Origin of the sequence: Rhizobium sp. WW22, from assembly GCF_047041135.1 — a bacterium.
Lineage (GTDB): Bacteria > Pseudomonadota > Alphaproteobacteria > Rhizobiales > Rhizobiaceae > Rhizobium.
The window spans coordinates 1,472,023-1,491,048 of the sequence record NZ_CP178198.1 but is presented as its reverse complement, the minus strand read 5'-3'; the positions used below and the strand labels follow the sequence as shown (position 1 = coordinate 1,491,048).

15 protein-coding genes and 1 pseudogene are annotated in these 19,026 nt (G+C 59.8%); 11 read left to right on the top strand and 5 right to left on the bottom strand.

The window, feature by feature from the left end; translation table 11 throughout:
* Positions 1-76 precede the first annotated feature (76 nt).
* Together ACK83U_RS07485 and ACK83U_RS07480 are read right to left on the bottom strand one after the other, a co-directional pair.
* Positions 77-907 (bottom strand): ferritin-like domain-containing protein, encoded by an 831-nt coding sequence (locus ACK83U_RS07485; protein ID WP_112606442.1) that lies wholly within the window; start codon positions 905-907, stop codon positions 77-79.
* Between the two features lie 4 nt (positions 908-911).
* Positions 912-1,394, bottom strand: coding sequence for a peroxiredoxin family protein (locus ACK83U_RS07480; protein ID WP_112606444.1), 483 nt, complete (start codon positions 1,392-1,394; stop codon positions 912-914).
* Positions 1,395-1,523: 129 nt separating this feature from the next.
* Here ACK83U_RS07480 and ACK83U_RS07475 point away from each other — a divergent pair, with 129 nt between their 5' ends.
* Positions 1,524-4,943, top strand: coding sequence for a DUF3971 domain-containing protein (locus ACK83U_RS07475; RefSeq protein ID WP_112606446.1), 3,420 nt, complete (start codon positions 1,524-1,526; stop codon positions 4,941-4,943).
* Positions 4,944-4,992: 49 nt separating this feature from the next.
* Here the strand turns inward: ACK83U_RS07475 and ACK83U_RS07470 are convergent, their stop codons facing one another.
* Positions 4,993-5,319, bottom strand: coding sequence for a hypothetical protein (locus ACK83U_RS07470; protein WP_112606448.1), 327 nt, complete (start codon positions 5,317-5,319; stop codon positions 4,993-4,995).
* Between the two features lie 182 nt (positions 5,320-5,501).
* Positions 5,502-6,758, bottom strand: a complete 1,257-nt coding sequence (gene tyrS / locus ACK83U_RS07465; RefSeq protein ID WP_112606450.1) for a tyrosine--tRNA ligase — start codon at positions 6,756-6,758, stop codon at positions 5,502-5,504.
* Positions 6,759-7,053: 295 nt separating this feature from the next.
* On the opposite strand from tyrS, the gene ACK83U_RS07460 reads away from it, so the two are divergent.
* On the top strand, positions 7,054-9,543 hold the full coding sequence (locus ACK83U_RS07460) for a caspase family protein (protein WP_112606452.1): 2,490 nt from the start codon (positions 7,054-7,056) through the stop codon (positions 9,541-9,543).
* 179 nt (positions 9,544-9,722) lie between these two features.
* A complete protein-coding gene (locus ACK83U_RS07455; RefSeq protein ID WP_112606454.1) occupies positions 9,723-10,238 on the top strand; it encodes a GNAT family N-acetyltransferase in 516 nt (171 codons plus the stop codon).
* Between the two features lie 11 nt (positions 10,239-10,249).
* On the opposite strand, the gene ACK83U_RS07450 is transcribed toward ACK83U_RS07455, so the two are convergent.
* Complete coding sequence (locus ACK83U_RS07450) at positions 10,250-10,927, bottom strand: alpha/beta hydrolase (RefSeq protein ID WP_004108794.1); 678 nt, start codon at positions 10,925-10,927, stop codon at positions 10,250-10,252.
* A gap of 233 nt (positions 10,928-11,160) precedes the next feature.
* On the opposite strand from ACK83U_RS07450, the gene ACK83U_RS07445 reads away from it, so the two are divergent.
* The 8 genes and pseudogenes from ACK83U_RS07445 to ACK83U_RS07410 all read left to right on the top strand — a co-directional run bounded on the left by ACK83U_RS07445 (position 11,161) and on the right by ACK83U_RS07410 (position 19,000).
* Positions 11,161-12,327: a cysteine desulfurase family protein gene (locus tag ACK83U_RS07445; protein ID WP_112606456.1), complete on the top strand. Its 1,167-nt coding sequence runs from the start codon at positions 11,161-11,163 to the stop codon at positions 12,325-12,327.
* A 146-nt stretch (positions 12,328-12,473) separates the two neighbouring features.
* Positions 12,474-13,943, top strand: coding sequence for a Fe-S cluster assembly protein SufB (gene sufB / locus ACK83U_RS07440; RefSeq protein ID WP_112606458.1), 1,470 nt, complete (start codon positions 12,474-12,476; stop codon positions 13,941-13,943).
* Positions 13,944-14,014: 71 nt separating this feature from the next.
* Positions 14,015-14,770 (top strand): Fe-S cluster assembly ATPase SufC, encoded by a 756-nt coding sequence (sufC, locus tag ACK83U_RS07435; RefSeq protein ID WP_112606460.1) that lies wholly within the window; start codon positions 14,015-14,017, stop codon positions 14,768-14,770.
* Positions 14,771-14,792: 22 nt separating this feature from the next.
* A complete protein-coding gene (sufD, locus tag ACK83U_RS07430) occupies positions 14,793-16,067 on the top strand; it encodes a Fe-S cluster assembly protein SufD (protein WP_112606462.1) in 1,275 nt (424 codons plus the stop codon).
* Between the two features lie 15 nt (positions 16,068-16,082).
* A pseudogene (locus ACK83U_RS07425) lies at positions 16,083-17,323 on the top strand (cysteine desulfurase).
* Positions 17,324-17,334: 11 nt separating this feature from the next.
* Entirely contained in the window at positions 17,335-17,715 is a 381-nt protein-coding gene (locus ACK83U_RS07420; protein ID WP_075850603.1) for an SUF system Fe-S cluster assembly protein, read from the top strand.
* A 76-nt stretch (positions 17,716-17,791) separates the two neighbouring features.
* Entirely contained in the window at positions 17,792-18,181 is a 390-nt protein-coding gene (gene sufA / locus ACK83U_RS07415) for a Fe-S cluster assembly scaffold SufA (protein ID WP_112606464.1), read from the top strand.
* 126 nt (positions 18,182-18,307) lie between these two features.
* Positions 18,308-19,000, top strand: a complete 693-nt coding sequence (locus ACK83U_RS07410; protein ID WP_112606466.1) for a transporter — start codon at positions 18,308-18,310, stop codon at positions 18,998-19,000.
* The last annotated feature ends 26 nt before the right edge of the window (positions 19,001-19,026 follow it).

The following is a 19,026-nucleotide window of genomic DNA, read 5'->3' as shown; positions in this document are numbered from 1 at the left end:
AGTACACGGCATTATGGTTAACGAATGCTTTCTTTTGCAGTATTAGATGCTGGAAAAGCTGCTTGTTATTAGTATATCAAGCATTGCTTGTAGACGTCAGGGAACGGTAGAAGGATGGCGTCAGCCCTGCTTCCGCCCGCGCGATGTCATTGAAGGGAGCTTTCAGCGAACCACGGAAATTGGCGCGCACCAGCTCCTGGAAGGTTCGGGCCGGATCGCGCTTTTCCCGCGCGCACAGGAAGCGGAACCATTTGGCGCCGACGGCGACATGGCCTTTCTCGTCATTGTAGATGACGTCGAGTATGGCGGCGCTCTCCAGGTCGCCGGTTTCACGCATTTTGGCCTGCAGCGCCGGCGTCACGTCGAGGCCCCTGGCTTCGAGAATCAGTGGTACCACGGCCAAGCGGGCTGTGAGATCGGTGCGGGTCGCATGGGCAGCCTGCCAGAGGCCGTCATGGGCGGGCAGATCGCCATAATCCGCGCCGAGTTCGCGCAGGCGAGCCCGCACCATGCGAAAATGCTTGGCTTCCTCGAAGGCGACCTGCATCCAGCCATCGAAGAAGGAGTTGGGGACCGGTCCTGTCGCAAAACGCGCGACGATATCGAGCGCCAGATCGACGGCATTCAGCTCGATATGGGCAATGGCATGCAGGAGTGCGATTCGGCCTTTCAGCGTGTGCAGCGAGCGCTTCTCCATATTTTTCGGCGGCACCAGCTGCGGCTTTTCCGGCCGGCCAGGCCGATCGGCGAGTGGCGCGTCGAGCGGCGAACGCAGCGACAGGGTGCGCGCAAACCAGCGGTTTGCCGATTCCTGGGCAAGCTCGGTCTTGCGATCGAGATCGGCCGAACGGATCGCGGCAATGGCGCCACCGCGTAGCGACGTGATGGTTTCGGAACTGCCGGACATGCCTTCAGAGTTCCTTGGCCGCGGCCAGAACGGTTTCGGCGTGTCCAGCAACCTTGACCTTGTCCCATATTGCAGCGACGCGCCCATCGGCGTCGATCAGGAAGGTCGAGCGCACCACACCCATATAGGTGCGGCCATACATGCTCTTTTCGCGCCAGACGCCATAGGCCATTGCCATGGTCTTTTCTTCGTCTGAAGCAAGCGGCACGGAAAGCGCATGCTTCTTGACGAATTTTTCATGGCTTTTCACCGTGTCAGGCGAGACGCCGAGAAGGGCGATGCCGAGCCTTGCGAAATCGGCTGACAGTGCCGTGAAGGTAATCGATTCCGTCGTGCAGGCGGTGGTGTCGTCCTTGGGGTAGAAATAGATCACCAACGGCTTTCCGGCAAAATCGGCAAGGCGAACGCGATCGCCGCCGTCGCGTGGAAGATCGAAATCCGGTGCCTTATCGCCAATGCCGAGTTGAACTGGGAAAACTTCCGCCACGGGAAAACCTTTCTTTTGCCGGTTTTTTAGATGACACTTGAGGGAAGGCATATATACTGCTCGCGTGTGCCGTCCAATGGGACGCAGCGTCACCAACAAAATTGTAGAGAGCGAAAGGCACGCGCAGGAGTGATCCGAGGCGAAAAGATAACATTCCGCAAAAAGGATCTCGTGCCGCTCGACAATCTGCCGTCCGCCCAAGCCGAGGATCCGTTGATCGTGCATGTGCCGGAGCGCGTTCGCCGTCGTCGCTCGCATGTCTGGCATGTTTGCCGTATCACGCTGGTTTTCTTTGCTTTTCTCGCTATCATTCTCGGTGCTGTCATAGCGACCATCGAAAGCGGCATCTTCGATGCGCCGCTGTCGCAGAAGGCGCAGACGGCGCTCGATCATGCCATCGGCCCGCGTTACAAGGCAGAGGTGGGCGCGACCGTGGTCCGATTTACCTCCGATCTCCGCCTGGCGTTGGAGGCCCGTGACGTCAATGTCGTCGACCAGGAGAGCGGCAAGCATCTGTCGACGATGTCGGCCGTCAACATGGAACTTGACCCCTTGGCCCTCATCGAAGGCCGGGTGGAAGTGGCAAGTGTCGCGGCAGAGGGGATCGCGCTCGATACCTCGCTGCTGCCGCAAGGCGACCCGGTGGATTTGACTGCCCTGCGCGTTGATGCCTTGCCCAAGGCACTGAATGCGGCTTTCGACAATCTCGACTTTCTCGAACATTTCGTCCAGCGAGGCGGCACGAATTCCGTGCGTATTTCCGGCTTCTCCATGAAGCTGGCGCGGCAGGAAGGCGAGACGATCTCGCTTGTCGTCGATAATCTGACCTTCGAGCGCACCGCACCGAATTCTCTGCATCTCTACGGCGAGGTGGCGATCAATGGTTCCGTGGCGCTTCTGGATGTGCGGGCGGATCAAAAGGAGGCCGGTCGCAGCTCTTCGCTCGCGGCTAGGATATCCAATCTCGACCTTAGGCCGCTCACGATGGCCTATGATCCTAATGGTACGCCCCGACAGGGCTTCACCACCTTCGGGGACATCACGCTTTCGGCGGTCAAAGGAGAGGCGGGTGTAGATCCGAAGCTGAGTGCCACCGTCAAAGTTCAGCCCGGCACCCTCTATATGGACCATGATCCGCAGGAGCTGACGCAGGCCAATATCAACCTGGCCTACAATTTCGATCACCAGACCCTGGAGATTGCCCCCTCCAATGCACAGTTCCTCGGGACGACCGTGCCGTTCTCCGGCGCGCTGATCGATCTCGACCGCGTCGACGCCAATGCAGGGAAGGGCTTTGGCATCGACTTCGTGATCAAGGATGGGGTCGCCGCCTCGTCTCTGTCAGGAGAGAAGCCAATCAGCTTCGATGGTCGTGCTACCGGCCGGTTTTTTTCGGCGACCAAGGAATTCCAGTTCGATAATCTCGGCATATCGACACCACAAGGCGCGCTTTTCGGCTCCCTGCATATGAAGCTCGGCGACAGTTCGCCTGAGATCAGTTTCGGAGGGCGCGCGGATAAGCTCGACACGGCTGCCGTCAAGCAGCTATGGCCGTTCTGGATGGCCTCGAAACCTCGAACCTGGGTCGAGGGCAATCTCTTCGGCGGATCGGTGACCAATGCCGTCATATCCGTTTTCATTCCGGCTGGCCGGCTGCGTGAAGCGTCACAGACCGGTAAGCTGCAGCTTGGCAAGAATGAGCTGCATATCGCCTTCGACATCGACGGCGCGCGGATGAATGTCCCGGGCGAAATCCCGCCATTGCGCGACACCAAGGGCCATTTCGATCTGACCGGTCCGAATATGGTGGTCGATATCGCCTCGGCGACCTCCTACTTCTCCACCGGGCGTACGATCACGCTGAGCGACAGCAGCTTTTCGATCCCGGCGACCTACGATAAGCCGCTGATGGCCAATCTCGATTTGACGATTTCAGGCTCCGGCGACGCCATCGGCGAACTTCTGAGCTACAAGCCTCTGGAGGTCCTGCAGCGGACCGAATTCAAGCCGGAGGATTTCAACGGCAAGATCGTCGCCAAGGTCGATGCCAGGATAGGGTTGATCAAGGATCAGCAGCCGCCTCCGCCGGAGTGGCGGGCGACACTTGATCTCGACAATGTCGATCTGCTGAAGCCGATGAACAATCGCAAGATCGACAATCTGACTGGCGTGATTTCGGCCGATCCGCAATCCGTGCATCTGCAAGCCCAGGCTCAGATCGATGGCATTCCCGCCCAGATCGACATGGTCGAGCCCACCGATAGCAAGTCGACCGTCAAGCGCGGCCGGGTGATCACGGCAACGCTGACCGATGCGCAGCGCAACACCGTTCTGCCTGGACTTCGCGATATGATCGACGGGTCGGTCAAAGTGGAACTGACGCGCATTGATGACGATCGTCAGGGCGTGAAGGTCGATCTCGGCAAGGCTGCCCTGACCGTTCCTTGGATCGGTTGGTCGAAGGGCAGCGGCATTGCGGCGACTGCACAGTTCGAAGCATCCGGCCCGGACAGCCAGACGGCGCTCAAGAATTTCACGCTCAAGGGTGATGGCTTCGGCGCCAGCGGCGATCTTCTGATCAGCAAGGGGAGCCTTACATCGGCGAGTTTCACCAGCGTGAAACTTTCGGCGCTGGACGATTTCGCGCTTTCGCTTAAGCGGAGCAAAAGCGGCGGCTATGACGTCGCCGTATCGGGAAGTTCCGCTGACATAAGACCGATCCTCGCGCGCCTGAAGGCATCCACGTCGGGCGGCCAGCAGAGTTCAAACGGGGATGGTTCGGCGAGTGCGACGGTTCGCGCCAATCTCGACAAGGTCATAGGCTTCAATGACGAGACGATCGGCAATGTCAAAGGCGTTTATTCGATCTCGGGCGGCAAGACGACGGCTGCGGATTTTTCGGGCTTGACCCGTAGCGGCGAAGCGCTCGTCACCCAGATGAGCAAAGGGGCCAACGGCGTCATCCGTATCACGAGCGGCGATGCAGGCGCCGTTGCGCGCTTCACCGACCTCTACAAGCATTTGCAGGGTGGGCTGCTCAATCTGTCGCTGCGCTCGATCGGGCAGGATGACTGGGACGGCTCGCTCGATATCCGCAACTTCTCCATCATCGATGACAAGAAACTCTCGACCATCGTGTCGACGCCGAGCGGGAAGAACGGCAAGAGCCTGAATTCGGCGGTGAAGCAGAATATCGATACGCGTTCGCAGAGCTTCGAGCGCGGCTTTGCGCGGCTGGTGATGCGCGATGGGGTGCTCTCCGTCGAGAACGGCGTGGTGCGTGGTGTGCAGGTCGGAGCGACGTTCCAGGGCGTGCTGAAGGACGCCAGCGGCAAGATGGACATGACGGGAACCTTCATGCCCGCCTACGGCCTGAACCGGCTGTTCGCGGAAGTTCCGATCGTCGGCTTCATCCTGGGCAATGGCAGTGATCGCGGCCTGATCGGCATCACCTTCAGGCTGACCGGCACGATCGAGAAATCGAACCTGCAGATCAATCCTCTCTCGATCATCGCACCGGGCGTTTTCAGGCAGATATTTGAATATTGAGGCGGACGGCGCTAAGGCCTCCATCTTTCGGTAGCTGAGGCAGGGTGGATCATTTTTCTTCCGCCAGCCGCTCTCGTATGCGCTCCGGTCCACCGCTCATGCGCTGCGCGAATGGTCGATCTGGGTCGACGATACGCCAGAATGGAGCCGCGCCGCTTTGGCTGATCTGCACCAGATGTCGCTGAACGGTGACAGGGCAGCAGGCATCTGCGCCATACTGCCTGGCAAGCGCCTTTCTCACGTCCGCAATATCGGACAATCGACCCGGAGGTGCTGCCCAGAGCGCGCGAGCGACCATCTCCTCATTGGGAATCAACATGCTTTGCGTAGAGCTTCGGCCCTTGCGCCTTGTCTTGATCACCGGCAATTCATCCATAATCCACCTCCAAGGTTGGAACCTTAACAGAGGACGAGTGGGCAGGTCGCGATCCGACATGAGGATGCAATGAATTATCCAACCAGTCGCGAGCATTGACAGTGCCTTGCTTCGGATTGACCAAAAATAATAAAGCCGGCGAGAAGTCGCCGGCCTTATACGGTCTCAGGCCGTTCGGTCGTTCAAGCGGCCGGACGGATCAGGATATGCTTCTTCTTGCCGAGCGACAGCTTGATGACGCCATCGGCGGTGACTTCGCCGCTGCCGATGATCTTGCGCTCGTCGCTGACGGCCTGATCGTTGATGCGCACTGCGCCGCCCTGGACATGGCGGCGAGCTTCGCCGTTAGAGGCGGCAAGGCCGGCACGCACGATCAGGGCCAGAAGGCCGATACCAGCGTCGAGTTCGGAGGAGGGAACATCGATCGACGGCAGGTTTTCGGACAATCCGCCTTCTTCGAAGGTCTTGCGGGCGGTCTCGGCGGCCTGCTCGGCTGCCGCGCGGCCGTGAAGGATTGCGGTGACTTCGGTCGCAAGGATCTTCTTGACTTCGTTCAGTTCCGAACCGGCAAGCGCGGAGAGGCGAGCGATCTCATCCATCGGCAGCGTCGTATAGAGCTTCAGGAAGCGGGAAACGTCTGCATCCTCGGTATTGCGCCAGTATTGCCAGAAATCATATGCCGAGAGCAGGTCGGCGTTCAGCCAGACTGCGCCGGTAGCAGACTTGCCCATCTTGGCGCCGGACGCGGTTGTCAACAGGGGCGAGGTCAATGCGAAGAGCTGCTTAGTCCCCATGCGGTGACCAAGATCGATGCCATTGACGATATTGCCCCACTGATCCGAACCGCCCATCTGCAGGCGACAATCGTAACGCTTTGCCAGTTCGACGAAATCGTAGGCCTGCAGGATCATGTAGTTGAATTCGAGGAACGACAGCGACTGTTCCCGGTCAAGCCTCGTCTTCACGCTGTCGAAGGACAGCATGCGGTTGACGGAAAAATGCCGGCCGACATCGCGCAGGAATTCGAGATAGTTCAGCGAGCGCAGCCATTCGGCATTGTTGATCATCAACGCGTCCTTCGGACCCTCGCCATAGGTGAGGTAGTTCGAGAAGCAGCGCTTGATCGAAGCGATATTGTTCTCGATCGTGTCGATCGTCATAAGCTGGCGGGACTCTTCCTTGAAGGAGGGGTCGCCGACCATGCCGGTGCCGCCGCCCATCAGGGAAATTGGCCGATGGCCGGTCGCCTGCATCCAGTGCAGCATCATGATCTGGATCAGCGAGCCTGCATGCAAGCTCGATGCAGTCGGATCGAAGCCGATATAGGCCGTCACGGTTTCCTTGGCGAAGAGGTCGTCGAGGCCGGCTTCATCGGAAATCTGATGAATGAAGCCGCGCTCTTGCAGGGTGCGCAGGAAATCGGATTTGAACTCAGCCATGATCTTGGTCTCTCGATGCCGCTTTGCTTGAAAGCGCGGCGAAGTCGCTATTGTTTGACGTTGGGCGCGCGTTTAGCACCGATTTGGCGACGCGTCATCATTTTGCTGGGAATAGACGACAAGTTTCGACACATGTCGTAGGGCGGCGCGTTTGTAAACGGACGCCTCTCAACGTCAATAGACCGTAACATGGCCGCGAATCTGCCTGGAATAAGTCCCGCATTCGCCCGAATCGAATCCTAGGCATTTTCTTATTGATCCCGTACGCACCTCATGTTTCGTGAAAGAAACCGGTATGTCGCCTCTGCTTTCGAAGATGGGATTGTCATCCAAAAAGACGATCTGGGCATTTTTTTCCATGATGTTGGTTTTGGTCGGTATTGCTGCTGCGAATCCGGCCGAAGCTCAGGGTTCCCCTGAAAAGAGAATAGCGCTTGTCGTTGGTAACGCCGCCTATACGGTAGGCGCGCTTCCGACGCCGGCCAATGATGCCGGCTTGATCGCGCAAACGCTGCAGGCCGCGGGCTTCGATGTGATCGGCGCGCGCGATCTCGATCAGAATGGCTTGCGCGATGCCATGCGCGACTTTCTGACGAAAGCCAACGCGGCAGGCCCTAACACCGTCGTCTTTGTCTATCTGGCGGGCTACGGGGTTCAATATCAGGGCGACAATTATTTCGTGCCTGTGGATGCGCAGATCGCCAATGCCACGGATGTCCCCCTCCAGGCAGTCCGCGTGAGCGACTTCACAAAGTCGCTGTCGGCCATCAACAATCGTGGCAGCATCGTCGTGCTCGACGCGGCTAGAGCCAATCCGTTCGTGCAATCAAGTCAGCCGCTGGCCGGCGGTCTGGCGCTGGTCGATCCCGATGCCAATCAGCTAATTGCCCTCAATGCGGCGCCCGGCACGGTCGCACCGCAGGAGGCCGGTCCCTATGGTTCCTATGCGCATGCGCTGGCGGAGATGATCCGTGTTGGCGGCCTTTCGCTTGATGAGGTCTTCGATCGCACACGGTTGCGGGTCGGTGACTTGACCAAGGGTGCCGAAATTTCCTGGGATGCCACCAAGTTCAAGAACGCCTTTACTTTCTTCGATCGCGGACCGAATGCGCCGGCTGCTGCGGTGGCGAGCACCGAGGATGTGGCAAACCGGACGAAGCCCATTCGCGATTTCGACGAGCGTGATGCCTATTTCGCCGCGCTCGATCGCGACACGCTGCAGGGCTATGAGGATTTCCTCGCCGCCTATCCGAACGATTCTATGGCAAGGCGTGTGCGCGCCATCATCGCTGCCCGCCGAGAGGCGATAACCTGGCGCGAGACATGGCGAGCCGACACCCCGGAGGCCTATTGGTCCTATCTGAGGCGTTATCCGCGCGGTCCCCACGTCTGGGATGCCCGCCGCCGTCTCGAGCATTTCGAGGCAGCCCTTGAACCACCGCCTTCCTTCACCGTTATAGAATATGACGTGCCGCCACCGCCGCCGCCGGAAGTGGTCTATGTCGAGCGGCCTGTGCTTTATTTTGATGATGCCGATTTCGGGTATGCCCCGCCGCCGCCCGTCGTCTTCCTTGCGCCACCGCCGCCGGATTTCGTCGAGTTGGCGCCGCCGCAGCCCGCAGTCGATCTGTATGTGTTGCCGGCACCGGTCTTCGTTCCGGTCCCTGCATGGGTCGAACCGCCACGCGATATCGCGCCGCCCGAGAACAATGTCATCTTCAACAACATCCACAATACGGTCGTGAACAACACGACGGTCATCAACAACAACACTGTGGTCAACGAGAACGGGGCGGCACCCGCAGCACCTGGGCTGACGACAGGTCAGAAACTCGCCGGCGCGGCCGTTATCGCCGGAGCAGGGGTTGCAGCACTGCATGTTGCCCTGCCGCCATCGGTACAGAAGAAGGCGGCAGTTATACAAAGGCAGAACCCCGCCGCGGCCGCTAAGACGATGCCTGGAGTTGCTCCAGCGGCAGCGCCGTCGCCGCAGCCGCAAGGCGGAAACGCCGCTGCCCACGTGCTTCCCGGCGCCAATGGTCAGCCGCTGCCGGCTGGTGGCAAGCTGCCCGTCAATCAGGGAACGGCTCAGACGAAGCCGGGGCAATCGCCGCAAGCTGCGCCGAATGCGGTGCATAATCCGACTGTTGCCACTCAACCCGCCCAGCAAGGCACAAATGCCAATGCGCACGCGCTTCCGGGCGCGAACGGTCAACCTCTGCCAGCCACGGGCAAGCTGCCGGTCAATCCTGGCGCAGCGCAGACCAAACAGGCTCAACAGCCTCAGGCTACGCCGAACGCCAATACACATGCGTTTCCCGGTGCCAAGGGACAACCGCTGCCGGCCGTTGGCAATGCGCCTGCCATGAAGGGGCAAAACCAGATTGCCAAGACCCCGGCACCGCAAGCAATGTCGGGCGGCAAACCGAATCCGGTCGCCGCTGCACCGAAACCCAATGGGCATGCTCCGGCAGCGCCGGCTGTTGCCGCCAGAACTCCGGCGAAGCCCAAGGCCATCTCCAACAATCCACCTCGTGTCAGCAGTCAGCTTCATGTCGCTGCCACGCCGTCGCGGCAAGCCAATCCGGCTCCGGCGCAGCCCAAACCCGCGCCGCATGTGGTGGCACAGGCGAGGGCGCCAGCGCCGAAGCCGCAGGCCCAGCCCAGGCCGCAACCGCAGCCGAAGGTCGTGCAGCAGCAGGTGAAGAGATCCCCTCCGCCTCCGCCGCAGAAGCCTCCGGAAAAGAAGAAGTGCGGCGCTCCCGGCCTGCCGGCATGTCACTGACGGATGATATCAAGCGATAATCTCAAGGCCCGCCTCGGCGGGCCTTGGCATGCGATATTGTCGCTTGATCGGCTTGTTGAAATCAGGCCAAGCGGTTAGCACTGACCGACCGGTCGTCAATCGGCCCTGACATACGTATTACGGCAGGCTGCAGGTCCATCACGAAAACAGGCAGGCAGATGAGTGACACCATCATACTCGAAACCCCACGCCTCGTTCTGACGATGTGGGACAAGGGTGATGCCGAAATGATTCGGCAATTGCATTCGACGATCGAGACCACGCGCTATCTCTCAGGCGCGGCTCCCTGGACGCTGGAGAAGGCCGAGGAGCGGCTGAAAAGCTGGTTCGATGAACATGCGCGCGACGGTGTGACCAAATATAAGATGCTGCGGCGCGAGGATGGACGCTTTATCGGCCGTGCCGGCTTTTCGCGCTTCCAGGAGAGAGGGCGAGGCGAGTTCGAACTCGGCTATTCGCTTCGGCAGGACGCTTGGGGCAACGGCTACGCTACGGAAATCGCCGGCGCACTCGCGCAATGGTTTTTCAACCGCGGCTTTGCCGATCGGTTCATCGCATTCACGCATCCGGAAAACATTGCGTCGCAGCGTGTTTTACGGAAGATCGGCATGCGGGATCACCCGTCGATGACGATCGACGGGATCACTTGCCCGACTTTCAGAATGGCTCGATAACGGCCGTCTCTTTAGCGAATGCGCTTGGCAGCCGGTTCCGGCACTAATTCGCCATTCAGGCGACGATCGAGATAATCCTCGCATTCGCCGAGCAGCGTTTCGACCTGACCGTTGAAGAAGTGGTTGGCACCCGGAACCACCTTGTGCGTGATCAGGATGCCCTTCTGTGTCTTCAGCTTCTCGACGAGGCCGTTGACGTCCTTTTCCGGAGCAACCTTGTCCGCATCGCCGTTAATGATCAGGCCGGACGAGGGGCAGGGTGCGAGGAAGGAGAAGTCGTAGATATTCGGCTGCGGCGCGATCGACATGAAGCCTTCGATTTCCGGACGGCGCATCAGAAGCTGCATGCCGATCCAGGCGCCGAAGGAGTAGCCGGCAACCCAACAGCTCTTCGAATCAGGATGAAGGCTCTGAACCCAGTCGAGGGCCGACGCCGCATCGGAAAGCTCGCCGGCGCCGTGGTCGAACTCGCCCTGGCTGCGGCCGATGCCGCGGAAATTGAAGCGGAGCGTGGTGAAGCCGCGCTTCTGGAACATATAGAAGAGCTGGTAGACCACCTGATTGTTCATCGTACCGCCGAACTGCGGATGGGGATGAAGGATAATCGCGATCGGGGCGCTCTTTTCCTTGGAGGGCTGATAGCGGCCTTCAAGGCGACCCGCGGGGCCGTTGAAAATTACTTCGGGCATCGATACTCCGGCTCTTCTTTTTCTGCGTTCAAACCCTACGGCACGCAGCAAGTTGACTTGACGAATGCGCTCATCTTTTCTAGAACGCAGTTTAGAACAATTCGAAACTTGATGCGGTGGTCCGCGCGTTGTTTGCGCAACGGTTTGTGGAACGTGTCATAAGGCATGCCCGGCTGAAATTTCAAGGAAAATGAGCCGGTCGCAGCAAAGCAAAGTCGCGCAGGAAGAAGATTATGGCGGCAGCACGCCTCTATCTCGACTGGAATGCTACCGCACCGCTTCATCCGGCGGCGCGCGAAGCCATGCTGCGCGCAATGGATATTCAAGGCAACCCCAATTCTGTTCATGGCGAAGGTAGAGCAGCCCGCGCGGCTGTCGAGGCTGCACGCCGGCAGGTTGCAAGATTGACCGCCGCCGCACCCGCCCATGTCGTTTTTACGAGCGGCGCCACCGAGGCGGCCAATATGGTGTTGACGCCAGAATTCCGCATGGGGCGGACGCCGCTTCTCGTCAGCCATCTATATATATCGGCCGTCGAGCATCCAGCCGTGCGCGAAGGCGGGCGATTTGCCAGGGATGATGTCAGCGAAATACCGGTGACATCGAACGGTATGGTCGATCTTGCCGCGCTGGAGGCCATGCTCGCTGCGCATGACAAGGCGAGCGGCTTGCCGATGGTTGCCATCATGCTCGCCAATAACGAGACCGGAATTCTCCAGCCTGTCGGCGAAGCGGCCAAGCTCGTTCAGGCCGCGGGCGGCCTTCTTGTGGTGGATGCCGTTCAGGCGGCAGGCCGCATTCCGCTCGATATCAATGCGATCGGCGCGGATTTTCTGATCGTCTCCTCCCACAAGATCGGCGGTCCAAAGGGTGCCGGCGCGCTCGTCTCGCGCGGCGAGGTGCTGATGCCGAAACCGTTGATCCACGGCGGCGGCCAGGAAAAAGGCCATCGCTCCGGCACGGAAAACACGCTTGCCATCATCGGATTCGGTGCGGCTGCCGAGGCTGCTGCCGCAGACTTAGAGGTTCGTAATGCCGCGATCGGTTCGTTGCGCGACCGGCTGGAAGCGGGCATGGAACTTGCAGCACCGGATGTCATCATTCATGGAAAGAATGGCCCACGCGTTCCGAACACCAGCTTCTTCACGCTGCCGGGACTGAAATCCGAAACGGGGCAGATCGCCTTCGATCTGGAGGGCGTGGCGATTTCTGCCGGCTCAGCCTGCTCGTCGGGCAAGGTCGGCGAGAGTCATGTGCTCGTGGCGATGGGATGTGACCCGAAACTCGGGGCTCTCCGCATTTCGCTGGGGTCGACTACAATCGAAGCGGATATCGATCGCGCAATCGCTGCTTTTGCCCGCATTGCGGGAAGACGCAAGCTGGCGGGCGCGGCGGCCTGACGGCCACAATTTTGCGGAAACCGAAATTTCCGCTTGCCAAGCGGGGTGAAAAGTCCCTTTTGGCCGACTACATAGAAGGCAGACATAAGTCTGCCGCAACGTTGACAAGCTGCCGGACCTTGGATCCGGCGAGATTGGAGAACGAAATGCCTGCAGTCCAGGAAACGGTCGATCAGGTTCGCCTGATTGACGTGGACCAATACAAGTATGGTTTTGAGACCATCATCGAAATGGACAAGGCTCCCAAAGGTCTGTCCGAAGACATTGTCCGTTTTATTTCCGCGAAGAAGCAAGAGCCGGAATGGATGCTGGAATGGCGTCTTGAGGCCTATCGCCGCTGGCTGACGCTGGAAGAGCCGACATGGGCGCGCGTCGACTATCAGAAGATCGACTTCAACGACATCTACTACTACGCCGCGCCGAAGAAATTCGCCGGTCCGAAGTCGCTCGACGAAGTCGACCCGGAACTCCTGAAAACCTATGAGAAGCTCGGCATTCCATTGCGCGAGCAGGAGATCCTTGCCGGCGTCGAGAAGCCGAAGATCGCCGTCGATGCGGTGTTCGATTCTGTCTCAGTCGTCACCACCTTCAAGGAAGAGCTGAAGAAGGCCGGCGTGATCTTCATGTCGATCTCGGAAGCCATTCGCGAGCATCCGGATCTGGTGCGCAAGTATCTCGGCTCCGTCGTGCCGACCTCGGATAATTTCTATGCGACGCTGAATTCGGCCGTCTTCACGGACGGTTCGTTCGTCTTCGTGCCGAAGGGCGTTCGTTGCCCGATGGAACTATCGACCTACTTCCGCATCAACGAGAAGAACACGGGCCAGTTCGAGCGCACGCTGATCATCGCCGAAGAAGGTGCCTATGTCTCCTATCTCGAAGGCTGCACGGCGCCGCAGCGCGACGAAAACCAGCTGCATGCCGCCGTCGTCGAGCTCGTTGCGCTCGATGACGCCGAGATCAAGTATTCGACGGTGCAGAACTGGTATCCGGGCGACAAGAACGGCAAGGGCGGCATCTACAACTTCGTCACCAAGCGGGGCGATTGCCGCGGTCATCGCTCCAAGATCTCCTGGACGCAGGTCGAGACCGGCTCTGCCATCACCTGGAAATATCCGTCCTGCATCCTGCGCGGCGATGACAGCCGCGGCGAGTTCTACTCGATCGCCGTTTCCAACGGTCATCAGCAGGTCGATAGCGGCACCAAGATGATCCACCTCGGCAAGAACACGTCGAGCCGCATCGTCTCGAAGGGCATCGCCGCCGGCGTCTCGCAGAACACCTATCGCGGCCAGGTTTCAGCTCACCGCAAGGCGTCGAACGCGCGTAACTTCACGCAGTGCGATTCACTGCTGATCGGTGACAAGTGCGGCGCCCATACGGTGCCCTACATCGAGGCAAAGAACTCGACGGCGCAGTTCGAACATGAAGCCACGACGTCGAAGATTTCCGAAGACCAGCTGTTCTACTGCCTGCAGCGCGGCATCCCGACCGAGGCGGCGATCGCGCTGATCGTCAATGGCTTCGTCAAGGAAGTGCTGCAGGAGCTGCCGATGGAATTCGCCGTCGAAGCGCAGAAGCTGATCGGCATCTCGCTCGAAGGTAGTGTTGGCTGACGCACCCGAACCAGAATTAGCTTTGGCGCGCCGTGCGCGCCGCACCTTCATTCCTGCGATAGGATACTAAAATGCTTGAAATCAAGAACCTGCACGCCCGTATCGCCGAAGACGGCACTGAGATCATCCGTGGTCTGAACCTGACCGTGAAGGCTGGCGAAGTCGCCGCCATCATGGGCCCGAACGGCTCGGGCAAGTCGACGCTCTCCTACATCCTCGCCGGCCGTGAGGACTATGAAGTCACCGAGGGTGACATCCTTTATAACGGCGAAAGCATCCTGGAGCTTGACGCCGCCGAGCGCGCCGCCAAGGGTATCTTCCTGGCCTTCCAGTATCCCGTGGAAATTCCCGGCGTTGCCACCATGCAGTTCCTCAAGGTTGCTCTGAACGAGCAGCGCAAGGCACGCGGCGAAGACGAACTGACGACACCGGATTTCATCCGCCGCGTCAAGGATGCTGCCGGCAAGCTGCAGATCAACATGGACATGCTGAAGCGCCCGCTCAACGTCGGCTTCTCGGGCGGTGAAAAGAAGCGCGCCGAAATCCTGCAGATGGCGCTGCTCGAGCCGCAGCTTTGCGTGCTCGACGAAACCGATTCCGGCCTCGACATCGATGCGCTGAAGATCGTCGCCGATGGCGTCAACGCGCTACGTTCGCCCGATCGCGCCGTGATCGTCATCACCCACTACCAGCGCCTGCTCGACTATATCGTTCCGGACACCGTCCACGTTCTCTACAAGGGCCAGGTGGTCAAGTCCGGCGACAAGACGCTGGCGCATGAACTGGAAGCCAACGGCTACGCCGACATCATCGGTGCTGCAGCCTGATCGAGGCGGAAAGGACACGTCGATGAACATTCAGACGACGAACCGCCTGACATCAGCCGAAACGGCGCTGATCGAGGCGTATAACGACCAGATGGGCGACCTGCCTGGCGACGGCGAAGTTTTTGCCGTCCGCGATCGCCTGCTGGACGAGCTGAAGACCGCCGGCCTGCCGACGCGCCGCGTCGAGGCTTGGCATTACACCGATTTCAAGAACCTGCTGCGTCTGGTCCCGAGCGATATCGGCAAGGGCCTTGCCGAAGCGTTGCCGGCGACGGTCGAAGGATCGCCTGTCATTGCGGTTCTGCAGGGCAAGGCAAGTGATAAGGCTTCGGTGAAGAATTTGACCGTTGCGCGCTACGCCGACAGCTTGATCAACGGCGCGGCCGCCGTCGGCCTCGAAGCGCTCGGCAAGGATGACGCCATCGGGCGCATCAATGCGAGCTTCGTGCGCGATGGCTACGTCATCGATTTCCCCGATGGCACCGAACTCGATGCGCCGCTCGAAGTGCAGTTCATCCATGCCGGCGGCCAGATCCACAGCCGTCTGCCTGTTACCTTCGGCGCTGACGTCAAGGCGACCTTTATCGAGCGTCATCAAGCGGTTCAGGGCGCGGCTGCGCTGGTTTCCTCGGTCAGCGAAATCAAGATCGGCAAGGGTTCTGAAATCACTTGGATCGTCCTGCAGGAGCAGGGCAGCGAAGACACCCATCTCGGCCAGCTTCGCATCGATCTTGGAGAAGACGCCAAGCTGAAGCTGTTCGTCATCAACGCCGGCGGCAAGCTCGTACGTCAGGAGCTGTATATCAAGGTAGCGGGCGAGGGTGCCGGTCTGACGCTGCGCGGCATCAATCTGCTCGGTGGCGATACCCACACGGACGTGACGATGGTGCTTGGTCATGATGTTCCGAACACCGGTTCCACGGAAGTTATCCGTAATGTGGTGTTCGATCGCGCTCGCGGCGTCTTTCAGGGCATGATCCGGGTCGCACCGGATGCGCAGAAGACCGACGCCAAGATGGCTTGCAACACGCTGCTGATGTCCGACGATGCCGAGTTCTCCGTGAAGCCGGAGCTTGAAATCTTCGCTGATGACGTGCAGTGCGGCCATGGCGCCACTGTCGCGGATATCGACGGCAACCATCTCTACTACCTGATGGCGCGCGGCATTCCGGAGAAGAAGGCGCGCGCCATGCTCGTCAACGCCTTCGTGGCCGAGATCGTCGAGGAACTGGAAGACGAAGCCCTCGTCGAGGCGCTGGAAGGCGTTATTTCGGCCTGGCTGGAAAAGCACGCCTGATTGGAGGCAAAGCTCGTGGACAAGATCGTGCCGGCAACGGCCTATGACGTCGAAGCCATTCGCCGGGATTTTCCGATCCTGGCGAAGACGGTGCATGGCAAGCCGCTGGTCTATCTCGACAACGGCGCCTCCGCGCAGAAGCCGCAGGTCGTCATCGATGCCATTTCACACGCCTATTCCAACGAATATGCGAATGTGCATCGCGGCCTGCACTTTCTGTCCAATGCTGCGACGGAAGCCTATGAAGCGGCTCGCGAAAAGGTGCGCCGCTTCCTGAATGCGCCGTCGGTCGACGACATCGTCTTTACCAAGAACTCGACGGAAGCGATCAACACGGTCGCCTACGGCTGGGGTATGCCAAAGATCGGCGAGGACGACGAGATCGTCGTCTCGATCATGGAGCATCACTCCAACATCGTTCCCTGGCATTTCATCCGAGAGCGGCAAGGCGCGAAGCTGGTATGGGTACCCGTCGACGACGAGGGCGCGTTCCATATTGAGGATTTCGAAAAGAGCTTGACGGAGCGCACCAAGCTCGTCGCCATCACACATATGTCGAATGCGCTCGGAACTGTCGTTCCGGTCAAGGAAGTGTGCCGCATCGCCCATGAGCGCGGCATCCCAGTCCTGATCGACGGCTCGCAGGGTGCCGTGCATATGCCTGTCGACGTGCAGGATATCGACTGCGACTGGTATGTCATGACCGGCCACAAGCTCTATGGCCCTTCGGGTATCGGCGTTCTCTACGGCAAGAAAGAGCGGCTTGCCGAGATGCGGCCGTTCCAGGGCGGCGGCGAGATGATTTTCGACGTCACCGAGGAAAACGCACCTATAACGAGCCGCCGCACCGCTTCGAAGCGGGAACGCCGCCGATCGTCCAGGCGATCGGCCTTGGCTATGCGCTCGATTATATGGACAGTATCGGTCGTGAAGCGATTGCTCGGCACGAAGCCGATCTTGCCGCCTATGCGGCGGAGCGGCTGCGGGATATCAATTCGCTGCGCGTCATCGGCACGGCGCCCGGCAAGGGTGGAATCTTCTCCTTCGAGCTAGCGGGAATACACTCCCACGACGTCTCGATGGTGATCGACCGCCAGGGTGTCGCCGTTCGCGCCGGCACGCATTGCGCCCAGCCGCTCTTGAAACGCTTCGGCGTCACCTCCACATGCCGTGCATCGTTCGGCATGTACAATACGCGCGCCGAGGTGGATGCCTTGGCCGACGCACTGGAATATGCACGGAAATTCTTTGCCTGAGGAGGCAAGCGATGTCACTCGACGAAAGCGAACAGAAGATCGATGCGCGCGAAGGGATCGTGCATTCCAGCATCCCCGAGGATGAACTGGCGCGTCTCAGCGACGACATCATCTCTGCGCTGAAAACGGTCTACGATCCGGAAATTCCGGCCGATATCTTCGAGCTCGGTCTGGTCTACAAGATCGATATCGAAGACGACCGGATGGTGAAGATCGTCATGACGCTGACAGCACCGGGTTGCCCGGTTGCCGGCGAAATGCCGGGCTGGGTGGAAAATGCCGTCGGCGCCGTCGAAGGTGTTTCCGGTGTCGACGTCAGCATGACCTTCGACCCGCCATGGACGCCGGATCGCATGTCGGAAGAAGCGCAGGTCGCCGTCGGCTGGTATTGAAGCTTTAGGCCGCCGGCTTTACATTGAGACTCGAAGCGCCGGATCTTGACCCCGGTTGCGGAAGGAGAATGAGCCCATGGGCTTCGCAATCATGAGCATGACGGATGCAGCAGCGGCCCGCGTCAAGTCAATCGTTGAAAATTCCGGCCCCGATGCCAAGGGCGTTCGCGTCGGCATCAAGAAGGGCGGCTGCGCCGGGATGGAATATACCATCGACCTGGTGACGGAGCCGAATGCCAAGGACGACCTGATCGAGCGCGATGGCGCAAAGGTTTGGGTTGAGCCCTCGGCCGTCCTCTATTTGCTCGGCACAGAAATGGGCTTCGAGACGACGACGTTGCGCTCGGGCTTCATCTTTACCAATCCGAACCAAACATCGGCCTGCGGCTGCGGCGAATCCGTCGAATTGAAACCTGCCGATCTGGCTGCTCTGGTGGCGCAACGACAGGCTGCGCAACCCGCCTAAAGACACCTCCTGTATTTCAGCTTGCTGCATTTCGTGCTTTGATCGATGGATACTGAGGGTCTTTCGTCGCCCTCGGCTGACCAGCGGCTCCGAGCCGGATGAGGTCGGGGCGCGCAAGGGGATCTTATGGCGGCATCGGCATGGGTTTACACATTGATCCCGGCGGCAGCAGCCATCGCGGGTGCCGCGGTTGCGGTGAATACGCGGCCGGGGCCTAATCTTGTCAGCGCAATCCAGCATTTTGCAGCCGGTGTCGTGTTTGCCGCCGCCGCCGGAGAAATTCTGCCTGATGTCATGCATCGCGGTTATCCCCTGGCGACGGTCATCGGCGGAGCGATCGGCGTCGGCGTGATGCTGCTGGTCAAGCAGTTGGAAAACTGGGCCAAAGGGCCGATCGGCCTTCTCGCGGCCATCGGCATCGACATCCTGATCGACGGCCTCGTGCTCGGCATCGGTTTTGCAGCGGGGCCGAAAGTCGGCTTGCTGCTGACCATCGCCCTGACGATCGAGGTGCTATTCCTTGGTTTGACGGTGGCGAACGAACTTGGCGAGAGCGTCCGTTCTCGAACGAAGATCGTCGCGGTGACGGCAGCGCTTGCGCTGCTGCTGCCGATCGGCGCCTTGCTGGGAACGCCGATCGCTTCATTGCCCGGCCATGTTTTGACTGGCTTCTTTGCGTTCGGGCTGATTGCGCTTCTCTATCTCGTCACCGAGGAACTGCTGGTCGAAGCCCATGAAACACCCGATCGCCCCTGGGTGACGGCTATGTTCTTTGCCGGCTTTCTCGTGCTGCTTCTGCTTGAAGAGGCGATTGGTTAGCGATGCTCGGGATTGGGAAGCGAATT

What these genes read in the sequence shown, in the direction of transcription:
- ACK83U_RS07485 (WP_112606442.1), bottom strand. Translation starts at nt 907, where the DNA reads ATGTCCGGCAGTTCCGAAACCATCACGTCGCTACGCGGTGGCGCCATT.
- ACK83U_RS07470 (WP_112606448.1), bottom strand. Translation starts at nt 5,319, where the DNA reads ATGGATGAATTGCCGGTGATCAAGACAAGGCGCAAGGGCCGAAGCTCT.
- tyrS (WP_112606450.1), bottom strand. Translation starts at nt 6,758, where the DNA reads ATGGCTGAGTTCAAATCCGATTTCCTGCGCACCCTGCAAGAGCGCGGC.
- ACK83U_RS07460 (WP_112606452.1), top strand. Translation starts at nt 7,054, where the DNA reads ATGTCGCCTCTGCTTTCGAAGATGGGATTGTCATCCAAAAAGACGATC.
- ACK83U_RS07455 (WP_112606454.1), top strand. Translation starts at nt 9,723, where the DNA reads ATGAGTGACACCATCATACTCGAAACCCCACGCCTCGTTCTGACGATG.
- ACK83U_RS07450 (WP_004108794.1), bottom strand. Translation starts at nt 10,927, where the DNA reads ATGCCCGAAGTAATTTTCAACGGCCCCGCGGGTCGCCTTGAAGGCCGC.
- ACK83U_RS07445 (WP_112606456.1), top strand. Translation starts at nt 11,161, where the DNA reads ATGGCGGCAGCACGCCTCTATCTCGACTGGAATGCTACCGCACCGCTT.
- sufB (WP_112606458.1), top strand. Translation starts at nt 12,474, where the DNA reads ATGCCTGCAGTCCAGGAAACGGTCGATCAGGTTCGCCTGATTGACGTG.
- sufC (WP_112606460.1), top strand. Translation starts at nt 14,015, where the DNA reads ATGCTTGAAATCAAGAACCTGCACGCCCGTATCGCCGAAGACGGCACT.
- sufD (WP_112606462.1), top strand. Translation starts at nt 14,793, where the DNA reads ATGAACATTCAGACGACGAACCGCCTGACATCAGCCGAAACGGCGCTG.
- ACK83U_RS07420 (WP_075850603.1), top strand. Translation starts at nt 17,335, where the DNA reads ATGTCACTCGACGAAAGCGAACAGAAGATCGATGCGCGCGAAGGGATC.
- sufA (WP_112606464.1), top strand. Translation starts at nt 17,792, where the DNA reads ATGGGCTTCGCAATCATGAGCATGACGGATGCAGCAGCGGCCCGCGTC.
- ACK83U_RS07410 (WP_112606466.1), top strand. Translation starts at nt 18,308, where the DNA reads ATGGCGGCATCGGCATGGGTTTACACATTGATCCCGGCGGCAGCAGCC.